The sequence below is a fragment of the Pseudomonas sp. NPDC087342 genome, from assembly GCF_044744265.1.
Classification (GTDB): Bacteria; Pseudomonadota; Gammaproteobacteria; order Pseudomonadales; family Pseudomonadaceae; genus Aquipseudomonas; species Aquipseudomonas nunensis.
Window position 1 is genome coordinate 345,339 of the sequence record NZ_JBIUXZ010000001.1, and the last position, 19,819, is coordinate 365,157.

A 19,819-nucleotide genomic window follows, 5' to 3' on the forward strand; every position below is an offset into this window, starting at 1 on the left:
CTAAAGCCAGATTGGCACAATAGACACAGCCAGCAGCGCACCCAGCAGCATGTTTAAAAATCGCCATTGTCGTTCGCTCTTCAATTGCCGCGACAGCGCCAACCCGGCACCGCACCACAGCGCCAGCGAACACATGCAAGACACGCCAAACACCAGGCTCAGCAGCAACGCAAGTGACGCCGGCCCCGGTGTCAGCGAAGCGAATGATGCGGCGGCGCTGAGGGTCATCGCCCAGCCTTTGGGGTTTTGCAAAAGCATCCAGATGCCTGTGAGAAAACTCGCGGGCTTTTCGTTGACCGCGGCGCTACCGGGTTTTCCTCGTTTTGCGATCTGCCAGGCCAGCCAAAGCAGATAAAGCGACCCCATCAGTTTCATCGCCAATTGCAGTGACGGCGCCGCCAGGATCAGGCTGCCCAGACCGCCAGCCGCCGCGACGGCCATCAGCGCCAAGCCAAACGATATACCCGCAAGCAATGGAAGTGAGCGCACCCAGCCGAAATTTGCTCCTGAGGCTGTCGCCAAGGTGGTTGCGCCGCCCGGGCTGAAAGTGGCGACCATAACGAAGAGTAGAAGCGGAAGTATTGAACCTGGCATGGAGAGTTTCCTTAAGTGGTCTCGACTTAATAGCCTGTTGCCAAGTAGCATTAAAGCTAATGTTTGTAATGCTAAATATTAGGAACCCTAATGCTATGCAGACTCTGGATCTGGTACTTCTGCGCAGCTTCGTCGTGGTCGCTGAAAAACGCAGCATGACGGTGGCTGCCCAACATCTGCATGTGAGCCAAGGAGCGGTCAGTCAACAGATCAAACGGCTGGAGGAAGTGCTGGGCGGCGCGTTGTTTTTACGTGATCGGCGCGGCATTCGCCTCGCGCCACTTGGTGAGCGTTTGTTTACCAAGGCCCAGCAAATGCTCACGCTTAACCAGCAGATTTGGGCGGACGTGAAAGGGAGCACCCTCCAGGGGCGGGTGCGCCTGGGCGTACCTTACGACCTCGCCGGCGCGTGGATTGCGCCAATCCTCAAGGCGTTCGTCGAGGCAAATGCGCAGGTGGAACTGTCACTCAAATGTGGTTCGTCGCTAGAGCTGAAAACTGAAGTCGACAAAGGCGCACTGGACCTGGCCATTATTGAGGAAGCGGCCGCGGGTGCTAACGGTGAATGCCTGATGATCGATCGTTTGGTATGGGTCGGCGCCAGCGGTGGAGCGGCCTTCCTGAACACACCATTGGCGGTATCGCTGGTTGCCGAGACTTGTGCGTTTCGTGAGCCAGTGATCGCTGCTCTGGAAGGCCAGGATCGACAATGGAAGATGGTCTTTGATAACGGCAACCTTGAGACAACGCGAGCGATGGTCGGCAGCGATCTGGCCGTGTCGGCGTGGTTGAAGTCGGCAGTGCCGCCAGGCCTGGAGATCTTATCTGCCGAGGCGAACTTGCCGGATTTACCGCCGTTTGCGATTTCGCTGGTGAGATCAAAAGGGACTGCGAGTGCGGCGGCTGTGGAGCTGGTCCGGCACATTCATGAGCATCTCGATCAATCCTGATTCGCCGAGATCTGCATCTGAGATCAAGGCCGCGCAGGACACTTTTTCGATACAGAGGGGCGCTCAATCTCCCTCAACTGCTAGCGTTAAACATTCCAACGGTTCAACCTCCCAGGAGAAGCCCCATGAACCCATTCACCGGCGGCTGCCTATGCGGCAACGTCCGAATCGAGGCGACAGGCCAACCCTACCGCGTCGGCCTGTGCCATTGCCTCGACTGCCGCAAACACCATGGCGCGCTGTTTCACGCTTCCGCGATTTTTCCGCAGGATGCGGTGACCATCACTGGAGAAACACAGGACTACGCCGGACGGTTTTTCTGTCCGCGTTGTGGCTCGTCGGTTTTCGCCCGCACCGATGACGAAGTCGAAGTGAACCTGGGCTCTCTCGACACCCCGGATCAACTCAAACCCACCTACGAAAGCTGGATCGTCCGGCGCGAATCCTGGCTGCCAGCGTTTCCGCTGACAAGACGATATGAGCGTGATCGGGAAGGCTCCGGGCGATCCGAGGAGTAGGCGACGGGCGAGTTCATTTTCAGCCGATGTAGCCACCGACACCATCCCTAGCAGCTTCACCGCCGTGACAACAAGCAAGCCATAGCAGGCGCGGTACATCTGGCGCTGATCCAGCCGCGCGTGCAACCGCCAACCGAGCCAGACGCCGCAGGGAATGGCGAGCACGCAAAGGGCGGTCAGGCTCAGGACGTTGCCGGTGGGTCGAGCCAGCAGTAACCAGGGCACGGCCTTCAGCAGATTGCCCACGGTGAAAAACAGGCTGGTGGTGCCGGCATAGACTTGCTTGCTCACGCCCAACGGCAGCAGGTAGATCGCCAGCGGCGGTCCACCCGAGTGCGCAATCATAGTGGTGATGCCCGAGGTGATGTCGGCGGCCACTGCCTTTGGAGTTGAACGCGGCTTTACCCTGACTTCGCCGCCTGCCTTGAACCAGAGGCCGACAAAGATCAGCGTGATCGCCGCCATCACGATGGAAATCGCCCGGTGGTCCATCACCTGAAAGAGCAAGCAGCCGACGCCAATCCCGGCGATTAGGCCAGGCACCAGCAACTTCAAATCCGGTCTGGAGCAGGTAGACGGCTTCCAATAGCGCAGGCTGAAAAAATCCATGGCGATAAACAACGGCGCGAGCAGGTCGCCAGCGGTGATGGGGTCCATCACCAGCGCCAGCAGCGGGGTTGCCGATTGCACGTCGTCTGTAGTTGCTGGATTGGGCGAATCGACGTCGCGCGTGGATCATCGAGAATGATTACGGCGGCGAATTTCGTTACGGCCAGCGCCCCATCGACGCGTTGCAATCCAAGGACAGCGATGCGCGGGTCATCTATGTTGGCACGTTCTCGAAAGCGCTGTCACCGCAACTGCGACTGGGGTATCTGGTACTTCCCCGGGAGTTAGCCCAGGTGTTCCGCGAAGCCAAACGCCTTACCGATCGTCACGCGCCAGGCTGGGAGCAAAACGCGCTCGCCGCGTTGATCGAAAGCGGTAGCTATGATCGCCACCTTCGCCGCTCGCGCCGCGAGAATGAACGGCGGCGAAAAGCATGCTGGAGGGCGTTGAACAACATCTTTCGGGGTTGGGGTATCTGGTTGGTATGGCGGCTGGGCTGCATGACGTGTTGTTGCTGCCAGCGCTTCGTCCGCAGGATGAGTCCGCGTTGCAAGCTGAGGCACTGGCGCGAGGAGTTGGTGTTTATCCCCTCTCGCCATTGTTTGCGAGGCATAAATCGGCAACAGATGCGCGCACGGTAGGGCTGATTTTAGGCTACGCAGGGCTGACGAAGCAGGATATCGAGGAGGGAATTCGCACGCTCGCCGTCGTGATCCAGGCTTTCATGGACGCGTAAAAAACCTCAACTCAGTGCGGCTTTTTTCATGCTTGAACGATGCGAGCGACGGCTTACTTGGCGCTCAACCTTTTGTGTTTCTTTTTTTACATAAATGGTGAGATAAAGTCCGAGCTATCGAGCTAAAAGTGTTACCCCGCACACTTTCTCAATATTCCGACTCCCATTATGAAAATAAACACCCATCCAACCCAACCTAATCCAGAGGATCGCTTTGAGGTCTTCGCGGTAACTGGACTTGGCCTCGTAGCTGGAGCGTTTCCCCAGTGCGGCAATGGCACAGATACATTTGTGGTTGGAGGGGGAGCCGGAGGTAACTGAGCCCGCATCTTTTCTAGCAATTGTTGGTTCGAGCTTTTCGGCGGGACTTGCTGCACTGGTTTGTTCGGTGTGGGCTTTATAGAGGCAGGTTGCCGTTTACCCATAGTCTCGAGAATGTTCGCATTTTGGCTCTTAGAGGTGCTCATTACCGCCGAAGGACCGGAGCCAAGAAGGCGGAATCGTGCCTCCTGTTCCGGAAGTTGTTGAATTTGTCCAGCGGTTGTAATTGTGATCGACAAATGAGTGTAACGGGTGGACTTGGCTTGACCATGATAAGGAGGATCAACCAAACCTGAGATTGACAACCAGCGGCCGACCCAAGATTTATCGGGCACGTTAGGCTCAATTGCCTTCATGCCGTCGAACCAAATAGAGAGTTTTACGCTCTGGCCCCGCCAGTCGGAAAAATTTACAAACACATAAGGCTTCTTATTAGCGCCCCATCCGTTGCGAACAGAATGGATCTGGCCAATAAGTTCGATGCGATTTCCCACCTCAGCAAACACTTGTGCATATTTCGCTGCATCACAAACCGGGTAGGCACCTTGATAACCTAGTACTGTCGGAATGGTATTCCGTTTAAAGGTTATCGTCCCACCGATGACTCCCTTGTTTTGAAGAAAGTCTGCCAGCGTTGGAATGCTCTGAAACTCACCAGCAACCACGCGAGCTAGATTTTGAGCGTGTGCCTCTACGCTCTGAATTTTGAGAACTTCTCCGAAAATGACTGATGCTCCAGGATCGAGGAAGTCATTTCGTCGAAATACCACTGCACTTGGTTCAGAGCGAGAAACAACCCAAAGTGTTGGGGATATAGTTAGCGCCTGAAGTGCGACATCCAAGGTAATAAATGAGAATCGATCTAGCTTTTCGTTGAAATCACTTGCCGTGCGTTTTGGGTGCTGGAAGTTGACTTGTCCTAGTTCAGTCGCGGCAGCTCCCTGAAACATATCTACATACATTCCGTCGTAGTCTATGAGCTGTACGGTGCTTCCGTCGGCACTCACCATTACGTTTTCGGGCTGAATGTCTCCATGAGATATCTTGTTCTGTTCCAGAAACGTCGCCAGTTTGGCAAGAGCTTGACGAAGGCGCTGTAATGATTGGGCGTTTCGGTGCTCGCTTTCTAGGAATTCAGCTAGCGTCCGTCCCTGTGCCCAAGCCATCTTAACTATGGGATAAATTGACCCTTGTATGCGAATTCCATTCGGTATGAACTCGAATGGCAGAAAGTAGGGGCTGGCCAACTGCTTAATTCGAGCTGAGATCGCCTGATACCGCTGTTCCAACTCCCGTGAGTGTTTGTGAAAGCAGCGCAGTGCGAATTTCTTTGCCCCGACGTCCACTGTGTAGGTGAGAGCGAAACCGCCACACAAGGCTAGAGGAAGACCCAAGCCAGATGTCTTCAAACGACCGAGTTTTAATTCAGGATCTTGCAATACCAATTGCGGGGACTGCAAGGCTTCGTTGTATTGCTCTAGGGTAGGATAGGCCATGGTTCAAATAGAGCTAGTCAGGGTAGCAATAATTAAGGTTGTGTCGTCGCGACGCATGGCACCGGAAGCTCGCTCTGACTCTACCAACTCAAGGAAGTCGCCCAAATCCCTTATTTTACTAAGCCGTTCAAAGGATACAGAGCTACCTTGCTCTTGGTTCTGCAGCAACCATGCGCCTAGGGCGTCAGTCATGCAAAGAAGCAGATAGGTTCCTTGTTGATCGTAACTCCATTCCCGTCGGTTCCAAGGTCCTGACTCGTCAGGACCCACTGCTGTATTGAATTCTTGGCGAGTAGCTAGGAGAGTGGGTTTTTCAATGAACTGCTCAGCACGTGAATAAGGTGCTGTCTCTAATACGCTATTGCCCTTGCTCCAAACAGCAAGGCTATCACCCAAAGCCGTAATGGATACCGTTCGGCTATCTGGGTCATCTTGTACGATCACCAATGTGGCGAAGCTACCTCGCTCATAAGCTGCCGCTTTCGACCAAGATAAGGTATTGGGATCGTGAAGAGCTTCATACGCATCAATACACGAACGGATGCCCTCGTCTGATGGCTCGCTATCTAGGAACTGCTCTACTATTAAGTTCGCCCAATTACGGGCGTCAAAGGATTCTGAGGCGCCATCCGATAGCACCACACGCCCTCTATCATGAGCCATACGGTAAGCGTCCTCGTTTTCCTCGGGAGACTCTACGTGCTTGGCTACAGTGCCTTCAAACAGGATTCGAAACGCCATGATCAGCGCAACTGAGCAGCCCGGGTGCCGATATCGAAGAAGTCGACAATCTCAGCAATGTCACCATTGAAAACGAATCCTCGTGATTCCATAGTTGCTTTGATTCCCTTCTCTTCAGCGACTCTTTGGAGGTGAGCAGGCAGAGGGCTGGACATTCGAAACAATAGTTTTGCGTAGCTATCGCTCAGGTTTGAATCAGATATTGGGAATTTCACTGGATCACCCCCGCTGGTGCTTACATGGAGGTTAAAAAGAAGAACGTTTCCGTCGCTAGTGCTTACTTGCTGAAGTTGCTGAGCTAAACCTTCAGGGTCTCCATCGGTCGATTCACCATCGGTGACATGCAAGACAGTAGGTGGATAACTATCCGGGTGCGCATCGCACCAAGTAACCAACTGTTCTGCCGCTGAAGTGATGGCATTGCACATAGGCGTGCCGCCTGCGGCTTTAGGCTCAAACCAAACTGGGAACTTAATGCCCTGATCTACCAGACCACCTGCACCGTCATCCATCCGCTTGACGCGGTCTTCGATACGCAGAGGATTTGCTTCGATCTGAGAAATAGGATGAAGGATGGAACCGGAGAGCGCTCCTGCCAAGCCGTTCACGGCGGTGGAGCCTGAGTAACCCAAGACACCGACCTCGAAGTAGTCGCGAGTGCCTTCGGATTTCGTACAGCGAGTAATCAGCGTGGCAAAAGTACGATTTAGAACGTCTGCCACGAATTGGGCTTTGGATTTTCCGTTATCCATGATGTCTTGCATTGATCCAGACTGGTCTACCAAGAATAGAAAGGCGGTAGGGCTGGTTCGGCTGATTTCGGCGCTGTAGCTCATGGGAACCCTCAATGGTTAGTGACTATCCAGCGGATGATCATATAGCATTTTGAAATCATCATGAAACATCACGAAATCATAAAGAGTTAGAGTTGAAGGCCTCCTGTTGGATCTGAGGGCGCCCAGCGATTTTCCGTTCGGCAGCTTAGAGTTTGTGGTTTTTCCCTTTATCTCACAGGAGAGGATGCTCTCCGTCGTGATCCTGGCTTTCATGGACGCGTAAAAAACCCGCAACTCAATGCGGGTTTTTTCATGTTTGAACGTTTACACGCTGCTCGCCAGTTTCCCACTCGACAACCGACGCTTATAAGCACTGTCCCGATTCGCCAACCAGAAATACAACGGCGATGTCACCAACAACCCCACCAGCCAGGACAAATCCGCACCGTTGATGTGCTCGGAAATCGGCCCGACGTACAGCGGCGTGTTCATGAACGGAATCTGCACCGCAATCCCGATCGCATAGGCCAGCAACGCCTGCGGGTTGTAGCGTCCGTAGATCCCGCCGTCGACGTGGAAGATCGAGTCGATGTCGTACTGACCTTTGTGGATCGCGTAGAAGTCGATCAGGTTGATCGCGGTCCACGGCACCAGCACCACGAGCAGCACCAGCACCATGTCGACGAAGTGGCCGATGAAGTCTGCCGAGGCGCCGACGGCGGCGAAGCAGCACGCGCCGAGGACGATGACCGAGAGCACGGCGCGGCTTTTCGCGGTGGGGATCCAGCGATAGGCGAAGGTTTGCACCAGGGTGATCAGCGACAGCACGGCGCCGTAGAGGTTGAGGGCGTTGTGGCTGATGACGCTGAGCAGGAACAGCACCAGCATCAACGGACCGATGGAGCCGGTGGCGAGTTTGACGGCGTCCATGGTGTCCATGCCGACCGGCGTGGCGAGCACCGCGACGGCGCCGAAGATGAACGACAGGCTGGAGCCGAGCACGGTGCCCAGGTAGGTGGTCCAGAACGTCGATGCGACAGGCACGTCCGCTGGCAAGTAGCGCGAGTAGTCGGAGACGTACGGCGCGAACGCAATCTGCCACAGCGCCGCCAGCGACACGGTGGCCAACCAGCCGGAGATGTTGAAGCTGCCACGGGTGAGGAAGTCGGTGGTCTGCACGTGGGTGAAGATGTAGCCGAAGCCGAGCACGATGCCGGCGCCGAGCACCCAGGTGCCGATGCGGTTGAGCACGTGGATGAAGCGGTAGCCGATGATGCCGATGATTCCCGAACCGAGGGCGCCGATGACGATGCCCACCGGCACCGGCACGCTGTCGACCACGCCGTGCAGCGACTTGCCGGCGAGGACGATGTTGGAGGCGAAGAAGCCGATGTACATGATGCCGGCGATCAACACCACCAGCAGTGCGCCGAGGGAGCCGAACTGCGCGCGGCTCTGGATCATCTGCGGGATGCCCATTTGCGGGCCTTGCGCCGAGTGCAGCGCCATCAGCACGCCGCCGACCAAGTGCCCGACCAGAATGGCGATGACGCCCCACACCAGGTTCAGGTGAAACAGTTGCACGCCGAGGGCGCCGGTAACGATGGGCAACGGCGCGATGTTGCCGCCGAACCAGAGGGTGAACAAATCCCGGACCTTTCCATGGCGATCTTGCGGCGGGACATAACCGATCGTGTGCTTCTCGATCAGCGGAGCGGACGTTGTTGCAGAGGTGACCATGACGAACTCCAAGGCAATGTGAGTACGTGGACGTACTTCGGTGAGCGCCGCGTGGGCGACGCTTTTCTTGTTGGAGTGATCATGTGCAAAGCCTCGGCATAGATAAATTAGTAAGTTTGTTGCTTCAAGCCTTAAAAAAAATATGCCCCGGGGTTGAGTGGGTCCGGTATGTTCTGGGTTGATTACGGTGCGGTGGTGTATCTGATTGATGACCGGCCAACACCGCCCCTGTAGGAGCGAGGCTTGCCCGCGAAAGCGGTGTGTCAGCCGACAACAATGTTGAATGACAGACCGTCTTCGCGGGCAAGCCTCGCTCCTACAGGTTGTGTGTTTGATGTGTTTTCTGGAGGTCCGCATGGCCGCTTACAACTTGCGACAGCTGCGTTATTTCGTCACCACCGCCGAGTGCGGCAGCGTGGCGGAGGCTTCGCGCAAGCTCTATATCGCCCAGCCGTCGGTGTCGACGGCGATCAAACACCTGGAAGAAAGCTTCGGCGTGCAGCTGTTTATCCGCCATCACGCCCAAGGTGTTTCGCTGACGCCGAGCGGCTCGCGGTTTTATCGCAAGGCGCTGGAGCTGCTGCGGGTCGCGCACGAATTTGAGCAGAACGCATTGGCGGACAATGACGTGGTGGCGGGGCAGATTGATATCGGCTGCTTTGAAACCGTCGCGCCGCTGTACCTGCCGCGTTTGATCGCCGGTTTCAAGGAGCGCTGGCCAGGGGTGGAAATCCGTATTCGCGATGGCGAACAACAGGAATTGGTGCAGGCCCTGACCGCTGGCAGCATTGATCTGGCGATGCTGTTCGAACACGATTTGGACAGCACGATTGAGACCGTTCCGCTGATGCCGCCGCAGCAACCTTACGCCTTGCTGCCGGCGGATCATCGCTTCGCGCAACAGGCGAAAGTTTCGCTGGACGATCTGGTGCTGGAACCGATGATTCTGCTCGACGTGGTGCCGAGCCGAACCTACTTCGTCAGCATTTTCGAAGAGCGCGGATTGACCCCGCACATCGTCTTCAGCTCGCCTTCAATCGAGATGGTGCGTGGCATGGTCGGCCGTGGTTTTGGCTTTTCGATTCTGGTGACCAAACCCTTTTCGCCGTACACCTATGATGGGCAACAACTGGTGTGCATTCCGCTCGCGGAAACGGTGACGGGCTCGGGATTGTCGGCGGCGTGGCTCAAAAGGTCGCAACTGACCAAACCGGTGCAGTTGTTCGTGGATTACTGCCAGGAAGAACTGGCCCGACTCTACACCTGAGTGTCGGGCCTACCGCTCAACTGATCGATGCCAGCATCCGTTGCAGCAAGGCGTCGCAGCCGTTCAATTGCTCAATGCTGACGAACTCGTCCGGCTTGTGACCCTGGTCCATGCTGCCCGGACCGCACACCACCGTCGGGATCCCCGCCGCGTCAAACAGACCGCCCTCGGTGCCAAACGCCACGGTGCCGAACTCCCGGGAACCGGAAAATGCCGCGATCAATTCAGCGGCTTCGCTGTGGGCATCGGTGGCCAAACCGGGATAGGCTGACAACTGACTGAAGCGGATGTCGCTCTGCTCACTCACGGCGCGCATGCGTGGCAAGACTTGCTGCTCGGCGTAAGTCTTTAGTTCCTGCGCGACATCGCTTGGGTCGAACGAGGGCAGGGCGCGGATTTCAAAGTCGAAACGGCAATCGGCGGGGACGATGTTCAACGCCTTGCCACCGGCAATCACACCGGTTTGCACGGTGCTGAACGGCGGATCGAAACGCTCGTCGTGATGCTCCGGCGCTTTGAGTCGTTGGCCGATGCGCCCGAGTTCACCGATCAATTCGGCGGCGTATTCAATCGCGTTGACCCCGAGCGGTGCGTACGCCGAATGGCAGGCTTCACCGTGAATATCGCAGCGCATCGCCAGTTTGCCCTTGTGGCCAAGTACCGGTTTGAGTTCGGTCGGTTCGCCAATGATGCACAGCATCGGTTTGACCGGGCGCTGCTCCAGCGCTTTGAGCAGCGAGCGCACGCCCAGGCAGCCGACTTCTTCATCGTAGGACAACGCGATATGCACCGGCCGCCGCAGCGTCGCCTTGACCAGCGACGGTACGAGGGCGAGCACGCAGGCGATGTAGCCTTTCATATCCGCCGTGCCACGGCCGTACAGCTTGCCGTCGCGCTCAGTCAGTTCGAACGGCGCAACGCTCCATGGTTGACCGTCCACCGGCACCACATCGGTGTGCCCCGACAGCACAATGCCCGGCAGTTGCGCCGGGCCGATGGTTGCGAACAGATTGGCCTTGCTGCGTTGCTCGTTGTAGACCAGTTCGCACGGCACCTCGAAACCGGCGAGGTAGTCGCGAACAAACTCGATGAGCTGCAGGTTGGATTCACGGCTGGTGGTGTCGAACGCCACCAACGCTTGAAGCAAATCGCGGCTGCTGCTCATCGGTCGTCTCCGGCAACGCCGTAGCCAGGGGCGCGATCGGGTGCCAGGGCGCGGTCGATGTAATCCTGAACCTGTGGGCGATAGGCGACCCATAGGTTTTCCAGTTCGCCGATCGGGTCTTCATCGGCCCAATCCACGCGCAGGTTGATGATCGGCCAGGTCAGTTCGCCGACCACCACCATCGCGGCAGAGTGCACCGGCCCGGCTTCACCGCCCGCCACCATCGCGGCTTGCATTGCGGCCAGCAAGCGGTCGGCCAGTTGCCCTTCGCCGTGTTCGAACGCGCGGACCATGGCTTCGATCACCGAACGATCCGTGAGCATGTTGCCGGCGGCCACACACTGCTCGCCGGACACGGCGTTGTGATTGCCGAGGGTTTGCGAACCGCTGAAGTGTGCGGTGCGGCCGAGGTGGTCAATCGCTGTGATCTGGCGATATTGGCTGTAGCCGTTGCGGGTCAGCACCTTGTCCAGCGCGTCCGAGGGCGAGAGGCCTTGCTCCATCAGGGCGAGGGTTTCCGGGCCGAGGGAGGGCAGGGTGATGTTTTGCGTCGAGACCGCGCCGACACCCGGCAGCAGCCACGGGCAGCGGGCGCCGACGGCGATGCTGGAGGAACTGATGGCGATGCCGAACTGGCCGGTTTCGGGGCATCTTGCGGCGATGGAAAAGGTCATGGTTTTGCTCCTTGTTCAGCCTTGGAGAAAAGGGTGTCTGGGCGGGCGCCTTCGCGGGCAAGCCTCGCTCCTACGGAGGAACGCATTCCAAATGTAGGAGCGAGGCTTGCCCGCGATGGCCGCACCTCGGTTTACTTCCTTACTCAGGAATCACCGCAATCACATCAATCTCCATCAACCACTGCGGTTGCCCCAGCGCCGACACCACCAACCCGGTCGAAATCGGAAACACGCCTTTGAGCCACTTGCCGACTTCCTGATACACCGGCTCGCGGTAGCGCGGGTCGATGAGGTAGGTGGTGGTCTTGACGATGTGGCTCAGGTCGCTGCCGGCTTCTTCCAGCAGTTGTTTGACGTTGCGCATCGCTTGCTCGGCTTGGGCACGCGGGTCGCCGAGGCCGATCAGGTTGCCTTCGAAATCAGTGCCGACCTGGCCACGAACGTACACAGTGTTGCCGGCGCGCACGGCCTGGCACAGGTCGTTGTCCAGGCTCTGGTTCGGGTAGGTTTCCTTGGTGTTGAACATGCGAATACGGGTATGGGTTGGCGTGGACATGTGAAGCTCCTGAACAAGTATTAAGCGCTGACGCTGGTTTTATGGGCGACGGGGGCGGTCTCGGCGGCACGCTCATTCGCATCGCGGTACTCGAGGTACGAACTCTGGATGGCGATGTGATCCGCGACGTACTTGGCGTCATGCCACACGCCCCAGATAAACGACGAGCCGCGACGGGACTGCCAAGGCAGGCCGAGGAAATAAACGCCCGGTTCGCTCGACACACCGCGCTGATGCTGCGGCTTGCCGTTGTCGTCGAAAGCGTTGACCTTCAGCCAGCTGTAATCCGTGGCAAACCCGGTGGCCCAGATGATCGAGGTCACGCCGGCCTTGACCAGGTCGAGTTCCAGAATCGGGTTGCTCACACAGTCCGGCTCCGGGAAGGTGTGGCGCGCTTCGGGCTCTTCCGGCAGGTCCAGGCCATTGCGCTCGATGTAAGCGTCAGCGGCATCCAGCAGCGCGCGGTAGTTCTCATCGCCACGGGTCAGGTTTTCCGCCAGGTTCGGCTGGAACGACACGGTGCTGCCGTTGAACGATTGGGTCAGGCCGACCAGCGTCATGCCGGCATGCGCCAGGCCACGGAAGTCCACGGTGCGGCCGCCATGGGCACCGCTTACGGCGATGGTCACGTGCTCACGGCCAGGCTTCATCGCCGCTTGATCCCATTCACCCAGCACACCCAGCCACCAGCAGAAATCACGGTTGCGATAAGCGCGAGGAGGGCGGTCATGGGCGCCCACCGAGAGATAGACCTTCTTGCCCGCACCCTGCAATTCATCGGCGATCTGCACCCCGGATGAACCGGCGCCCACCACCAGCACCGCGCCTTCGGGCAGTTGCTGCGGATTGCGGTATTCGGCGGAGTGGATCTGGGTGAACGGCGCGTCTTTCGGCGCAATTGGCGGGATCACCGGACGCTGGAACGGCCCGGTGGCAGCCACCACGCGGTTGGCCTCGATCACGCCTTCGGAAGTTTCAATGGTGAAGCCCGGGCGACCGACATTGCGCTCGACCTTCAGAACATCCACGCCGGTACGGATCGGCGCATTGAATTTCTTGGCGTAGGCTTCGAAATAATCTGCCACCCGCTCTTTAGGGGCAAAGCCGTCGGGGCTGAGATCGTCGAATTCCATACCGGGAAAGCGATCGTGCCAGGCCGGACCATTGGCTACCAACGAATCCCAACGCCCGGTGCGCCAGCGTTCGGCAATACGATTGCGCTCCAGCACCAGGTGCGGCACCCCGAGTTTGCTAAGGTGTTCACTCATGGCCACGCCAGCCTGACCGGCGCCGACAATCAACGTATCTGTTTTTATTGTTTCTGTGGTCATTTCTCTACCCTTCGAAGTGGGAGTCAGGTCGGTTATGGCCTGCCATCTCTTGGGGTCAAGACTAGGGTTCACCCTGGTATCGGTAAAATATTATTAAGCTGGGAACTGAGCATAAATAACGGATGCAGAGGCTTTGGCCCTGGCTGAAAGGGCTCGCAAGGGAGAGATTGAGCAATGTACAAACAAGCACTCAGCGACACTTATCGCGCCTACATCGACTGCCTCAACCGCCAGGACTGGCCAACCCTGGGCCAACTGCTCGATGAAAACGTGCACTACAACGGCGAGCGCGTCGGGCTGGCCGGCTATCGGGCGATGCTGGAGCGCGACTTTCGCGCGATCCCTGACCTGCGTTTCGTGATCGAACGGCTCATCGCCGACCCACCGCATATCGCCGCCAGGCTGTGCTTTGACTGCACGCCGGTGGGGGAATTGTTTGGCCTGCCGGTGAATGGGCGGCGGGTGGCTTTTACCGAGAACGTGTTTTACGAGTTCAAGGACGGGAAGATTTGCGCGGTGTGGTCGGTGATCGACAAAGCGGCCGTCGCGGCGCAGATTCTTTGAAACATGCCAGATACATTTTTGACTTCACCTGGAAACCCTGTGGGAGCGAGCCTGCTCGCGAAGACGGTGGGTCAGCCGACATCAATGCTGAATGACACACCGCATTCGCGAGCAGGCTCGCTCCCACAGGGTCTGTCCACTGCACTTATTGCGGTTACTTCGTTTTCCAGTGCCCACCACCCGACTCGCAATCAATCCGGGCTTGCTCGAAGTGTTCCCCACCGTAGTAATACGTCGTCACCTGGGCGTTCTCGGGAATGTTCAACGAGGTGGCGTTCTTGTCCTTGCTGGTGGAATGCGGGTTGGCCAGGGATTCCTGGGTCAACGTGGCGATACATGTGGCCTGATAATGATCGGCGCAATGTTCGACCTTTTTCTTGGTGCTGATCACCGTGTCCTTGCTCTCGTTGCTGCAGGACCAGTCGATGGAATTCACTGGCATGCCTTCGTATTCATAACAACTGTGGGATTCGACGACCGGCACGGAAGGGCTTTGGGAACGGGTCTGCACGTCACAGCCTTCAGCCATGGCCCAGGCGGGACTCAGGCTGGCGAGCAAAAGCACAAGCAGGCATCTACTGCTCATCGGGATTTCCTCCAATGGCGCTCTCTCTGATCAGGGATCAGCGCATATGGAGTTTTGAAAACGCGAGGAAGGGCGGGGTTCAATTCGTTTTCAGGCGCGGCGAGGGCGGGCGCGCCTCCCTTCAATTGATCCATGCCGGTTTTTCAATTAACGGCTATGGTCTTGATCGGCAGGAAAGCTGTTTCTGATCCATTGACCGCGAAGGAGTGTGTTACCGATGAGCGACGATAACGTCTATCAGCAAGTGCAGTTGCAAGTCAGCAATCTTCAGGCAGGCCAGCGAGTAGTGGTGCAGGTGTCGCCGGAAGGGTCGCCGATTGCGTGGAGTGCAGGTCCTGCGTTTAACAGCGCGAGCGGAATTAACCTAGAAGTCGACGGCGGCGGTGTTCCGATCTATGCCTTATCGGTCAGCCCTAGCCAGCTCTCGGTGGATACAACCTTCGGTCAGGGCGGTAGTGGCGCGATGTCGTTCAGCGTCGCGCTGTACCTGGTGGCGCAGCCCGGCATTCAAGTATTCCGCCTGCGATCGATGTCTGATCCGGGCATTCTCATCGTCGCAGGCATTGGCGACAGCCAGCCGCAAACGGTCAATCAAACGCTCACCCTTTTTTCCTGGAATCCGCAGTAAAACAGGCAAAACGGACAGCTTCATGCTCCAGACATGAAGCTGTCCGTTTTCAGGGCTCAGGCCTTGCTGGCCGCCAGATAAGCGCCAAGACGCTGCCCCATCTCCGCCCCCAACGCCTGCAAGCCGCTCAACGGACGCACCATTACTTCAAATTCAACGATTTTCCCTTGTTCGTCGAAGCGGATCATGTCGATGCCTTTCAGTGCTTTTCCGCCGACGTTGGCACTGAACTCCAGCACGACATTCAGCCCATCCGCTGTCGCCAGTTCGCGGTGGTATTCAAAGTTTTCGAAGACGTCGAACACGGTGTTGAGGATCATCGACACCACGGCCGCGCCTGGGTAAGGCGTGTGCGCCATGGGCGAGCGGAACACGGCTTGTGGGTCGAGCAATTCGGGCAAGGCTTGCAAGTTCCCGGTGCGGATCATCGCGTGCCACAGGGCCAGGGATTCTGCGGCTTTGGGATGCAGGTTCAGTTCAGACATTATCAACTCCTGTTTTTTGTTGTTCTGTGAGCGCCGGGCGAGCCCGCAAATACTCGGCCATCGCGGCGAAGCGTTGGCGCGTTTCGTGTTCGAAAATACGATTGACCAGCGGATCCAGCAACCACCCCAGCCAGCGTGGCCGCAAACGGACGCTGAAGGTGTAGATCAACTCCGAGGTGTTGTCACCCAGATCGCGATGGCGCATCGACGCCGCCCACCACTCAAACACGCCCTCCGGCTCGACCAGCAGCGCGGCGGCGACTTGCCCTGGCTGGAAGTTGACGAAACGTGTGCGCATGGAAAAGTAGCGCTTCCAGCCTCGACCTTCATTGAATGTGATTGCACCGGTGTAAGGACGAATACCGCCACCTTCGACGCCAGCGCGCGACAGCAGCGTGTCCCACTGCATGCGCACCGTGTGATTGTGGAAGGCCTCGAACGCGTCGGCCGCGCTGGCGGGCATGATCAAATTGATTCGGTGTTGGGACACGCGTCGTCCTCGACGATTTTCACCATCATGCCCCAGCGCGGAACCAGAATGCTATGCACCGCCATGACCATCCCCACAGAGGAATGGCGGCCTGCGCCGCCAGTGGAAAACATCACCACAGAACGGATCGCTCTCGGATACACTTCCGTGATGCCAAAACATCATCACTCGCCGTTGCGTCTAAGCCGGATCGCTCACAGCATCGTCACTCGACTGCTGTTGTTGGCGCTGTGCATGGTCATTTTTGGCGCCGTGGTGCGTTATTTCGTCTTGACCAACTTTCTGCGTGAAGATTTGAGCGCCGTGGTGGAAGGTCAGCAATTGACCCTGGCCACCTATGTCGCCCGGGATATCGACTACAAAATCGTCCAGCGCCAACTGATGCTGGATCGCCTGGCCGATTCCGTTCCAGTCGATCTCCTGACGCAACCGCAGCAGTTGCAAGCCTGGCTGAAATCGCATTACGAGTACCAGACGCTGTTCACTGCGGACTTATTTATCGTCGGTCCAACGGGGCGTTTGCTCGGGAGTTATCCGGAACCCGTCGACACCGATTATGCCGAGCGTGATTACGTCCGGGCGGGACTGGCGGGGCGCTCCCTGACCGGTCAACCGGCACTGGACAAGACCACCCAAGCGCCGATCCTGCCCATGTCCGCACCCATCAAGAATGCCGCCGGTGATGTCCAGGCCGTGCTGGTGGGCGTCAGCGAGCTCGGTACGACGGGGCTTCTGGATGCGCTGCTGCAAAGTCGGGTGGGCGATGCCACGGGGGATTTCCTGCTGGTGTTTCCCGACAGTCATTTGTTTGTCGAGTCGTCCAGCCGTGACGTGCAACTCCAACCCACCTCGGCAACCGGTGTCAATGTGCTGCATGACCAGGCGGTGGCGGGGTTTCGCGGTACCGGGCTGACGCTCAATTCCCAAGGTGTCGAGGAAGTCGCCGCCATCGCCGCTGTCCCGAGCGCCAACTGGTTCATCGTCGCGCGCTTGCCGGCCAGCGAAGCGTTTGCCACGGTGACGCGCACCCAGCATTTCTTGCTGAAAGGCGCAGTGTTGTCGATTGTGTTTTTTGCCACGTTCGCCTCCATCGGTTTGTACTTTGTGTTCCGGCACCTGTTCCGTGCCGCCGAACAGGCCGACCGCATGACCCGCGATGAACTGCCCCACGCGCCCCTGGAAGTGGTGCGCGATGATGAAGTCGGGCATTTGATCTCGGCGTTCAATCGCTTGTTGGTCAAGTTGAATGACAAACAGGACGAACTGAAAAAGATCGCGCATCACGACACCCTCACGGGGCTGAGCAACCGGCATCATCTCTCCGGCCAGCTTCGGCAAGTGCTGGCGCAGGCGCGACGCACAGACACTCAAGTCGGCTTGCTGTTTATGGACCTCGACGGTTTCAAACACATCAACGACAGCCTCGGGCATGAGGCCGGTGACGAGGTTTTGCGTCAGGTGGCGCGGCGTTTTTCGTCGGTGGTGCGCGAGAGCGATACCTTGGCGCGCATCGGCGGTGACGAGTTTGTCGTGCTGCTGAGCGACCTTGGGAGTCATGCCGAAGAGACGCTGAGTACCGTGGCAACCCATTGCATCGAAGCCTTGAACGCGCCGTTTTTCATCTCCGGCACGGTGTGCATCGTCGGTGTTTCGATTGGCATCGCCTTGGGTAACGGACAGAGCTCGGCAGATACGCTGCTGCTGGCCGCCGACCGCGTGACGTACCAAGCCAAGAAAACCGGGCGTGGGCGGTATGTGACGTACAAGCTTTAGGCTGTAGCGTTCAGATTCTCATGTGTTCTTGCGATTATTATTGTGGCGAGGGGGCTTGCCCCCGTTGGACTGCGCAGCAGTCCCCTGCATTTGGGGTCGCTTCGCAACCCAACGGGGGCAAGCCCCCTCGCCACAAACAGTGGTCCCCAGACCAGGGACTGGACCCACTACTACGGCGTTTAACCCAGGAGAACCGAAATGACCCAGACACTCGAACGTGCCATCGCCATCGCCGCTGCCGCCCACGAAGGGCAGGTCGACAAGGGCGGCGCGCCTTACATCCTGCATCCGCTGAAAGTCATGCTGCGGGTGACGACCCTGGAAGAACGCATCGTCGCCGTGCTGCATGACGTGGTGGAAGACACCGGCATCAGCCTCGAAGCCCTGCGTCAGGAAGGCTTCAGCGAAGCGGTGTTGGACGCCATTGCATCGGTGACCAAAGTGCCGGGTGAATCCTACGAAGCATTCGTCGAGCGTGCAGCGCTGAACCCGATTGGGCGGGTGGTCAAGCTCGCGGATCTGGAAGAGAACAGCGACCTGTCGAGGATTGCCCAGCCGTCGTGGGATGACCTTGAGCGAGTTGAGAAGTATCGGCGGGCGATTGGGGTGCTTCGCTCGTAAGGACAGCACTCCTCGAACACTGCAGGAGCAAAGCTTGCTCGCGAAGGGGCCGGCACATCCAATCTCAATGCCGACTGACACCTCGCCTTCGCGAGCAAGCCCGCTCCCACAGGGGATCTGCGGAACACTGTACATTGTGGGAGCGAGCCTGCTCGCGAAGGGGCCGGCAATGCATTCCTCAATTCTGACCGCGCTGCGCGTATTGCTGCACCAGAGGTCCAAAGTCCTGCGGCGCAGGGAATTGCTCAAAGCTATGTTCTGCGCCGGTCGCAACCCACGGCAGTTTTTCGCTCGTCCAGGTTTCGATAAACGGGGCGTAGCGTTGCGGGTTTTCGAGCAGGCTGGAGCGGACGCCGATCACCTGATCATTACCTTCCGGCCGGGTAAACAACCAACTCAGGCAATGCGGGCAGAAGAAGTGTTGCGTCGGCCCATGCAAGCCACCGATGACGGGGTTGCCTTGTGTGACCACAAAGCTTTCCGCCGGGACCAGAACACTCAAAGAGAAAGCGCTGGACGCCATTTTCTGGCAACCCGTGCAGTGGCAGGCCGTGGTGATGAGCGGCGGGGCGCGCAGCTCAAAAGTAACCTGGCCGCAACGACAACTGCCTTTATCCATGACCGAGTGACTCATCGAACCTCCGGTGCCGTTTCGGATGGCTGCAACGCTTGAGCGAACGCCTGAGGGGTCGGACTTTGCGGCCAGGTCGCAATACCCTCCGGCAACATCAGCCACGGTTGTTTGTGTTTGACCCAGATATGCGCGACCGGCTGCAGAGAGGGGCTGTGATCCAGTGTCCCTGCGCGCAGCACCAACATGCCCGGCGCCGCGCTGGTGGTGTTGTAGAGTCGGGTATGGCAGACGCTGCACAGCGTGTGAATGGAGTGCTGGCCGTCGGCGTCATAGGCATAGTGCGTTACCGGACCTTCATGACTGATGGCCTCCGATGGCATCAAGGCGTGGAGGGCGAAAGCGCTGCCACTCCAGGTCTGGCAATCCCTGCAATGACAGGCATAGACCGCCAGCGGCGCATCGGTTGCGAGGGTGTAGTGCACGGCGGTACAGCGACATTGGCCGGTAAGCGTCATGTGAAAAGCTCCTTTCAGCATCAGGGGCGCGGATAAAGCAGGGCGCCCGTGGGATATTCTTGGCCAGCATGACGCTGTGCTCCCAGAAAGAAAATCAGCCAAAGCTGCC

The 19,819-nt window shown here is 58.1% G+C and carries 22 protein-coding genes and 2 pseudogenes; 9 read left to right on the plus strand and 15 right to left on the minus strand.

Going from position 1 to position 19,819, the window contains the following annotated elements; genetic code table 11:
* On the minus strand, positions 1-594 hold the full coding sequence (locus ACIOYV_RS01635) for a LysE family translocator (protein WP_401320261.1): 594 nt from the start codon (positions 592-594) through the stop codon (positions 1-3).
* Between the two features lie 59 nt (positions 595-653).
* On the opposite strand from ACIOYV_RS01635, the gene ACIOYV_RS01640 reads away from it, so the two are divergent.
* Both ACIOYV_RS01640 and ACIOYV_RS01645 read left to right on the plus strand, forming a co-directional pair.
* Positions 654-1,544 carry a LysR family transcriptional regulator gene (locus ACIOYV_RS01640; RefSeq protein ID WP_401320262.1) on the plus strand — a complete coding sequence of 297 codons (891 nt, stop codon included), beginning with the start codon at positions 654-656 and terminating at the stop codon, positions 1,542-1,544.
* Between the two features lie 125 nt (positions 1,545-1,669).
* Positions 1,670-2,062 carry a GFA family protein gene (locus tag ACIOYV_RS01645; RefSeq protein WP_401322554.1) on the plus strand — a complete coding sequence of 131 codons (393 nt, stop codon included), beginning with the start codon at positions 1,670-1,672 and terminating at the stop codon, positions 2,060-2,062.
* Between the two features lie 111 nt (positions 2,063-2,173).
* Here the strand turns inward: ACIOYV_RS01645 and ACIOYV_RS01650 are convergent.
* Positions 2,174-2,719, minus strand: a pseudogene (locus ACIOYV_RS01650) (TSUP family transporter); the annotation flags it as partial.
* A 44-nt stretch (positions 2,720-2,763) separates the two neighbouring features.
* Between ACIOYV_RS01650 and ACIOYV_RS01655 the strand changes: the two are divergent.
* Positions 2,764-3,087 (plus strand): annotated as a pseudogene (locus tag ACIOYV_RS01655) (PLP-dependent aminotransferase family protein); the annotation flags it as partial.
* Positions 3,088-3,104: 17 nt separating this feature from the next.
* On the plus strand, positions 3,105-3,407 hold the full coding sequence (locus tag ACIOYV_RS01660; protein ID WP_401322645.1) for a hypothetical protein: 303 nt from the start codon (positions 3,105-3,107) through the stop codon (positions 3,405-3,407).
* A gap of 131 nt (positions 3,408-3,538) precedes the next feature.
* Here the strand turns inward: ACIOYV_RS01660 and ACIOYV_RS01665 are convergent, their stop codons facing one another.
* From ACIOYV_RS01665 to ACIOYV_RS01680, 4 genes are all read right to left on the minus strand, one after another.
* Entirely contained in the window at positions 3,539-5,224 is a 1,686-nt protein-coding gene (locus ACIOYV_RS01665) for a protein kinase family protein (protein WP_401320264.1), read from the minus strand.
* 3 nt (positions 5,225-5,227) lie between these two features.
* Positions 5,228-5,965, minus strand: coding sequence for a hypothetical protein (locus tag ACIOYV_RS01670; RefSeq protein ID WP_401320266.1), 738 nt, complete (start codon positions 5,963-5,965; stop codon positions 5,228-5,230).
* A gap of 2 nt (positions 5,966-5,967) precedes the next feature.
* Positions 5,968-6,801, minus strand: coding sequence for a VWA domain-containing protein (locus tag ACIOYV_RS01675; RefSeq protein ID WP_401320269.1), 834 nt, complete (start codon positions 6,799-6,801; stop codon positions 5,968-5,970).
* A gap of 264 nt (positions 6,802-7,065) precedes the next feature.
* Positions 7,066-8,481: a cytosine permease gene (locus tag ACIOYV_RS01680; RefSeq protein ID WP_054614326.1), complete on the minus strand. Its 1,416-nt coding sequence runs from the start codon at positions 8,479-8,481 to the stop codon at positions 7,066-7,068.
* A 355-nt stretch (positions 8,482-8,836) separates the two neighbouring features.
* Between ACIOYV_RS01680 and ACIOYV_RS01685 the strand changes: the two genes are divergently transcribed.
* Positions 8,837-9,748: a LysR family transcriptional regulator gene (locus tag ACIOYV_RS01685; protein WP_054051212.1), complete on the plus strand. Its 912-nt coding sequence runs from the start codon at positions 8,837-8,839 to the stop codon at positions 9,746-9,748.
* 16 nt (positions 9,749-9,764) lie between these two features.
* Here the strand turns inward: ACIOYV_RS01685 and argE are convergent, their stop codons facing one another.
* The 4 genes from argE to ACIOYV_RS01705 form a co-directional block, all read right to left on the minus strand.
* A complete protein-coding gene (gene argE / locus ACIOYV_RS01690) occupies positions 9,765-10,913 on the minus strand; it encodes an acetylornithine deacetylase (RefSeq protein WP_401320272.1) in 1,149 nt (382 codons plus the stop codon).
* Positions 10,910-11,587, minus strand: a complete 678-nt coding sequence (locus ACIOYV_RS01695; protein WP_054051215.1) for a DUF1028 domain-containing protein — start codon at positions 11,585-11,587, stop codon at positions 10,910-10,912. The genes argE and ACIOYV_RS01695 overlap by 4 nt, the downstream gene beginning before the upstream one ends.
* A gap of 139 nt (positions 11,588-11,726) precedes the next feature.
* Positions 11,727-12,143: a RidA family protein gene (locus ACIOYV_RS01700; RefSeq protein ID WP_054051217.1), complete on the minus strand. Its 417-nt coding sequence runs from the start codon at positions 12,141-12,143 to the stop codon at positions 11,727-11,729.
* Between the two features lie 20 nt (positions 12,144-12,163).
* On the minus strand, positions 12,164-13,510 hold the full coding sequence (locus ACIOYV_RS01705; protein ID WP_401322555.1) for a flavin-containing monooxygenase: 1,347 nt from the start codon (positions 13,508-13,510) through the stop codon (positions 12,164-12,166).
* Between the two features lie 138 nt (positions 13,511-13,648).
* Between ACIOYV_RS01705 and ACIOYV_RS01710 the strand changes: the two genes are divergently transcribed.
* Positions 13,649-14,038 carry an ester cyclase gene (locus tag ACIOYV_RS01710; protein WP_401320275.1) on the plus strand — a complete coding sequence of 130 codons (390 nt, stop codon included), beginning with the start codon at positions 13,649-13,651 and terminating at the stop codon, positions 14,036-14,038.
* A gap of 154 nt (positions 14,039-14,192) precedes the next feature.
* On the opposite strand, the gene ACIOYV_RS01715 is transcribed toward ACIOYV_RS01710, so the two are convergent.
* A complete protein-coding gene (locus ACIOYV_RS01715; protein ID WP_401320277.1) occupies positions 14,193-14,624 on the minus strand; it encodes a hypothetical protein in 432 nt (143 codons plus the stop codon).
* Positions 14,625-14,841: 217 nt separating this feature from the next.
* Between ACIOYV_RS01715 and ACIOYV_RS01720 the strand changes: the two genes are divergently transcribed.
* A complete protein-coding gene (locus ACIOYV_RS01720; RefSeq protein WP_401320278.1) occupies positions 14,842-15,252 on the plus strand; it encodes a hypothetical protein in 411 nt (136 codons plus the stop codon).
* Positions 15,253-15,308: 56 nt separating this feature from the next.
* Here ACIOYV_RS01720 and ACIOYV_RS01725 read toward each other — a convergent pair whose 3' ends face one another.
* Both ACIOYV_RS01725 and ACIOYV_RS01730 read right to left on the minus strand, forming a co-directional pair.
* The gene (locus ACIOYV_RS01725; protein ID WP_401320280.1) at positions 15,309-15,737 is read right to left on the minus strand and encodes a nuclear transport factor 2 family protein; all 429 of its coding nucleotides are present in this window, start codon (positions 15,735-15,737) and stop codon (positions 15,309-15,311) included.
* The gene (locus tag ACIOYV_RS01730) at positions 15,730-16,200 is read right to left on the minus strand and encodes a hypothetical protein (RefSeq protein ID WP_401322558.1); all 471 of its coding nucleotides are present in this window, start codon (positions 16,198-16,200) and stop codon (positions 15,730-15,732) included. Before ACIOYV_RS01730 ends, ACIOYV_RS01725 begins: the two co-directional genes overlap by 8 nt.
* A 177-nt stretch (positions 16,201-16,377) precedes the next feature.
* Between ACIOYV_RS01730 and ACIOYV_RS01735 the strand changes: the two genes are divergently transcribed.
* A complete protein-coding gene (locus tag ACIOYV_RS01735; protein ID WP_401320283.1) occupies positions 16,378-18,000 on the plus strand; it encodes a diguanylate cyclase domain-containing protein in 1,623 nt (540 codons plus the stop codon).
* A 198-nt stretch (positions 18,001-18,198) separates the two neighbouring features.
* A complete protein-coding gene (locus ACIOYV_RS01740; RefSeq protein ID WP_054051228.1) occupies positions 18,199-18,621 on the plus strand; it encodes an HD domain-containing protein in 423 nt (140 codons plus the stop codon).
* 178 nt (positions 18,622-18,799) lie between these two features.
* Here the strand turns inward: ACIOYV_RS01740 and ACIOYV_RS01745 are convergent, their stop codons facing one another.
* Positions 18,800-19,255, minus strand: coding sequence for a GFA family protein (locus ACIOYV_RS01745; RefSeq protein WP_401320285.1), 456 nt, complete (start codon positions 19,253-19,255; stop codon positions 18,800-18,802).
* Positions 19,252-19,710, minus strand: coding sequence for a GFA family protein (locus ACIOYV_RS01750; RefSeq protein ID WP_401320287.1), 459 nt, complete (start codon positions 19,708-19,710; stop codon positions 19,252-19,254). The genes ACIOYV_RS01745 and ACIOYV_RS01750 overlap by 4 nt, the downstream gene beginning before the upstream one ends.
* Between the last annotated feature and the right edge of the window lie 109 nt (positions 19,711-19,819).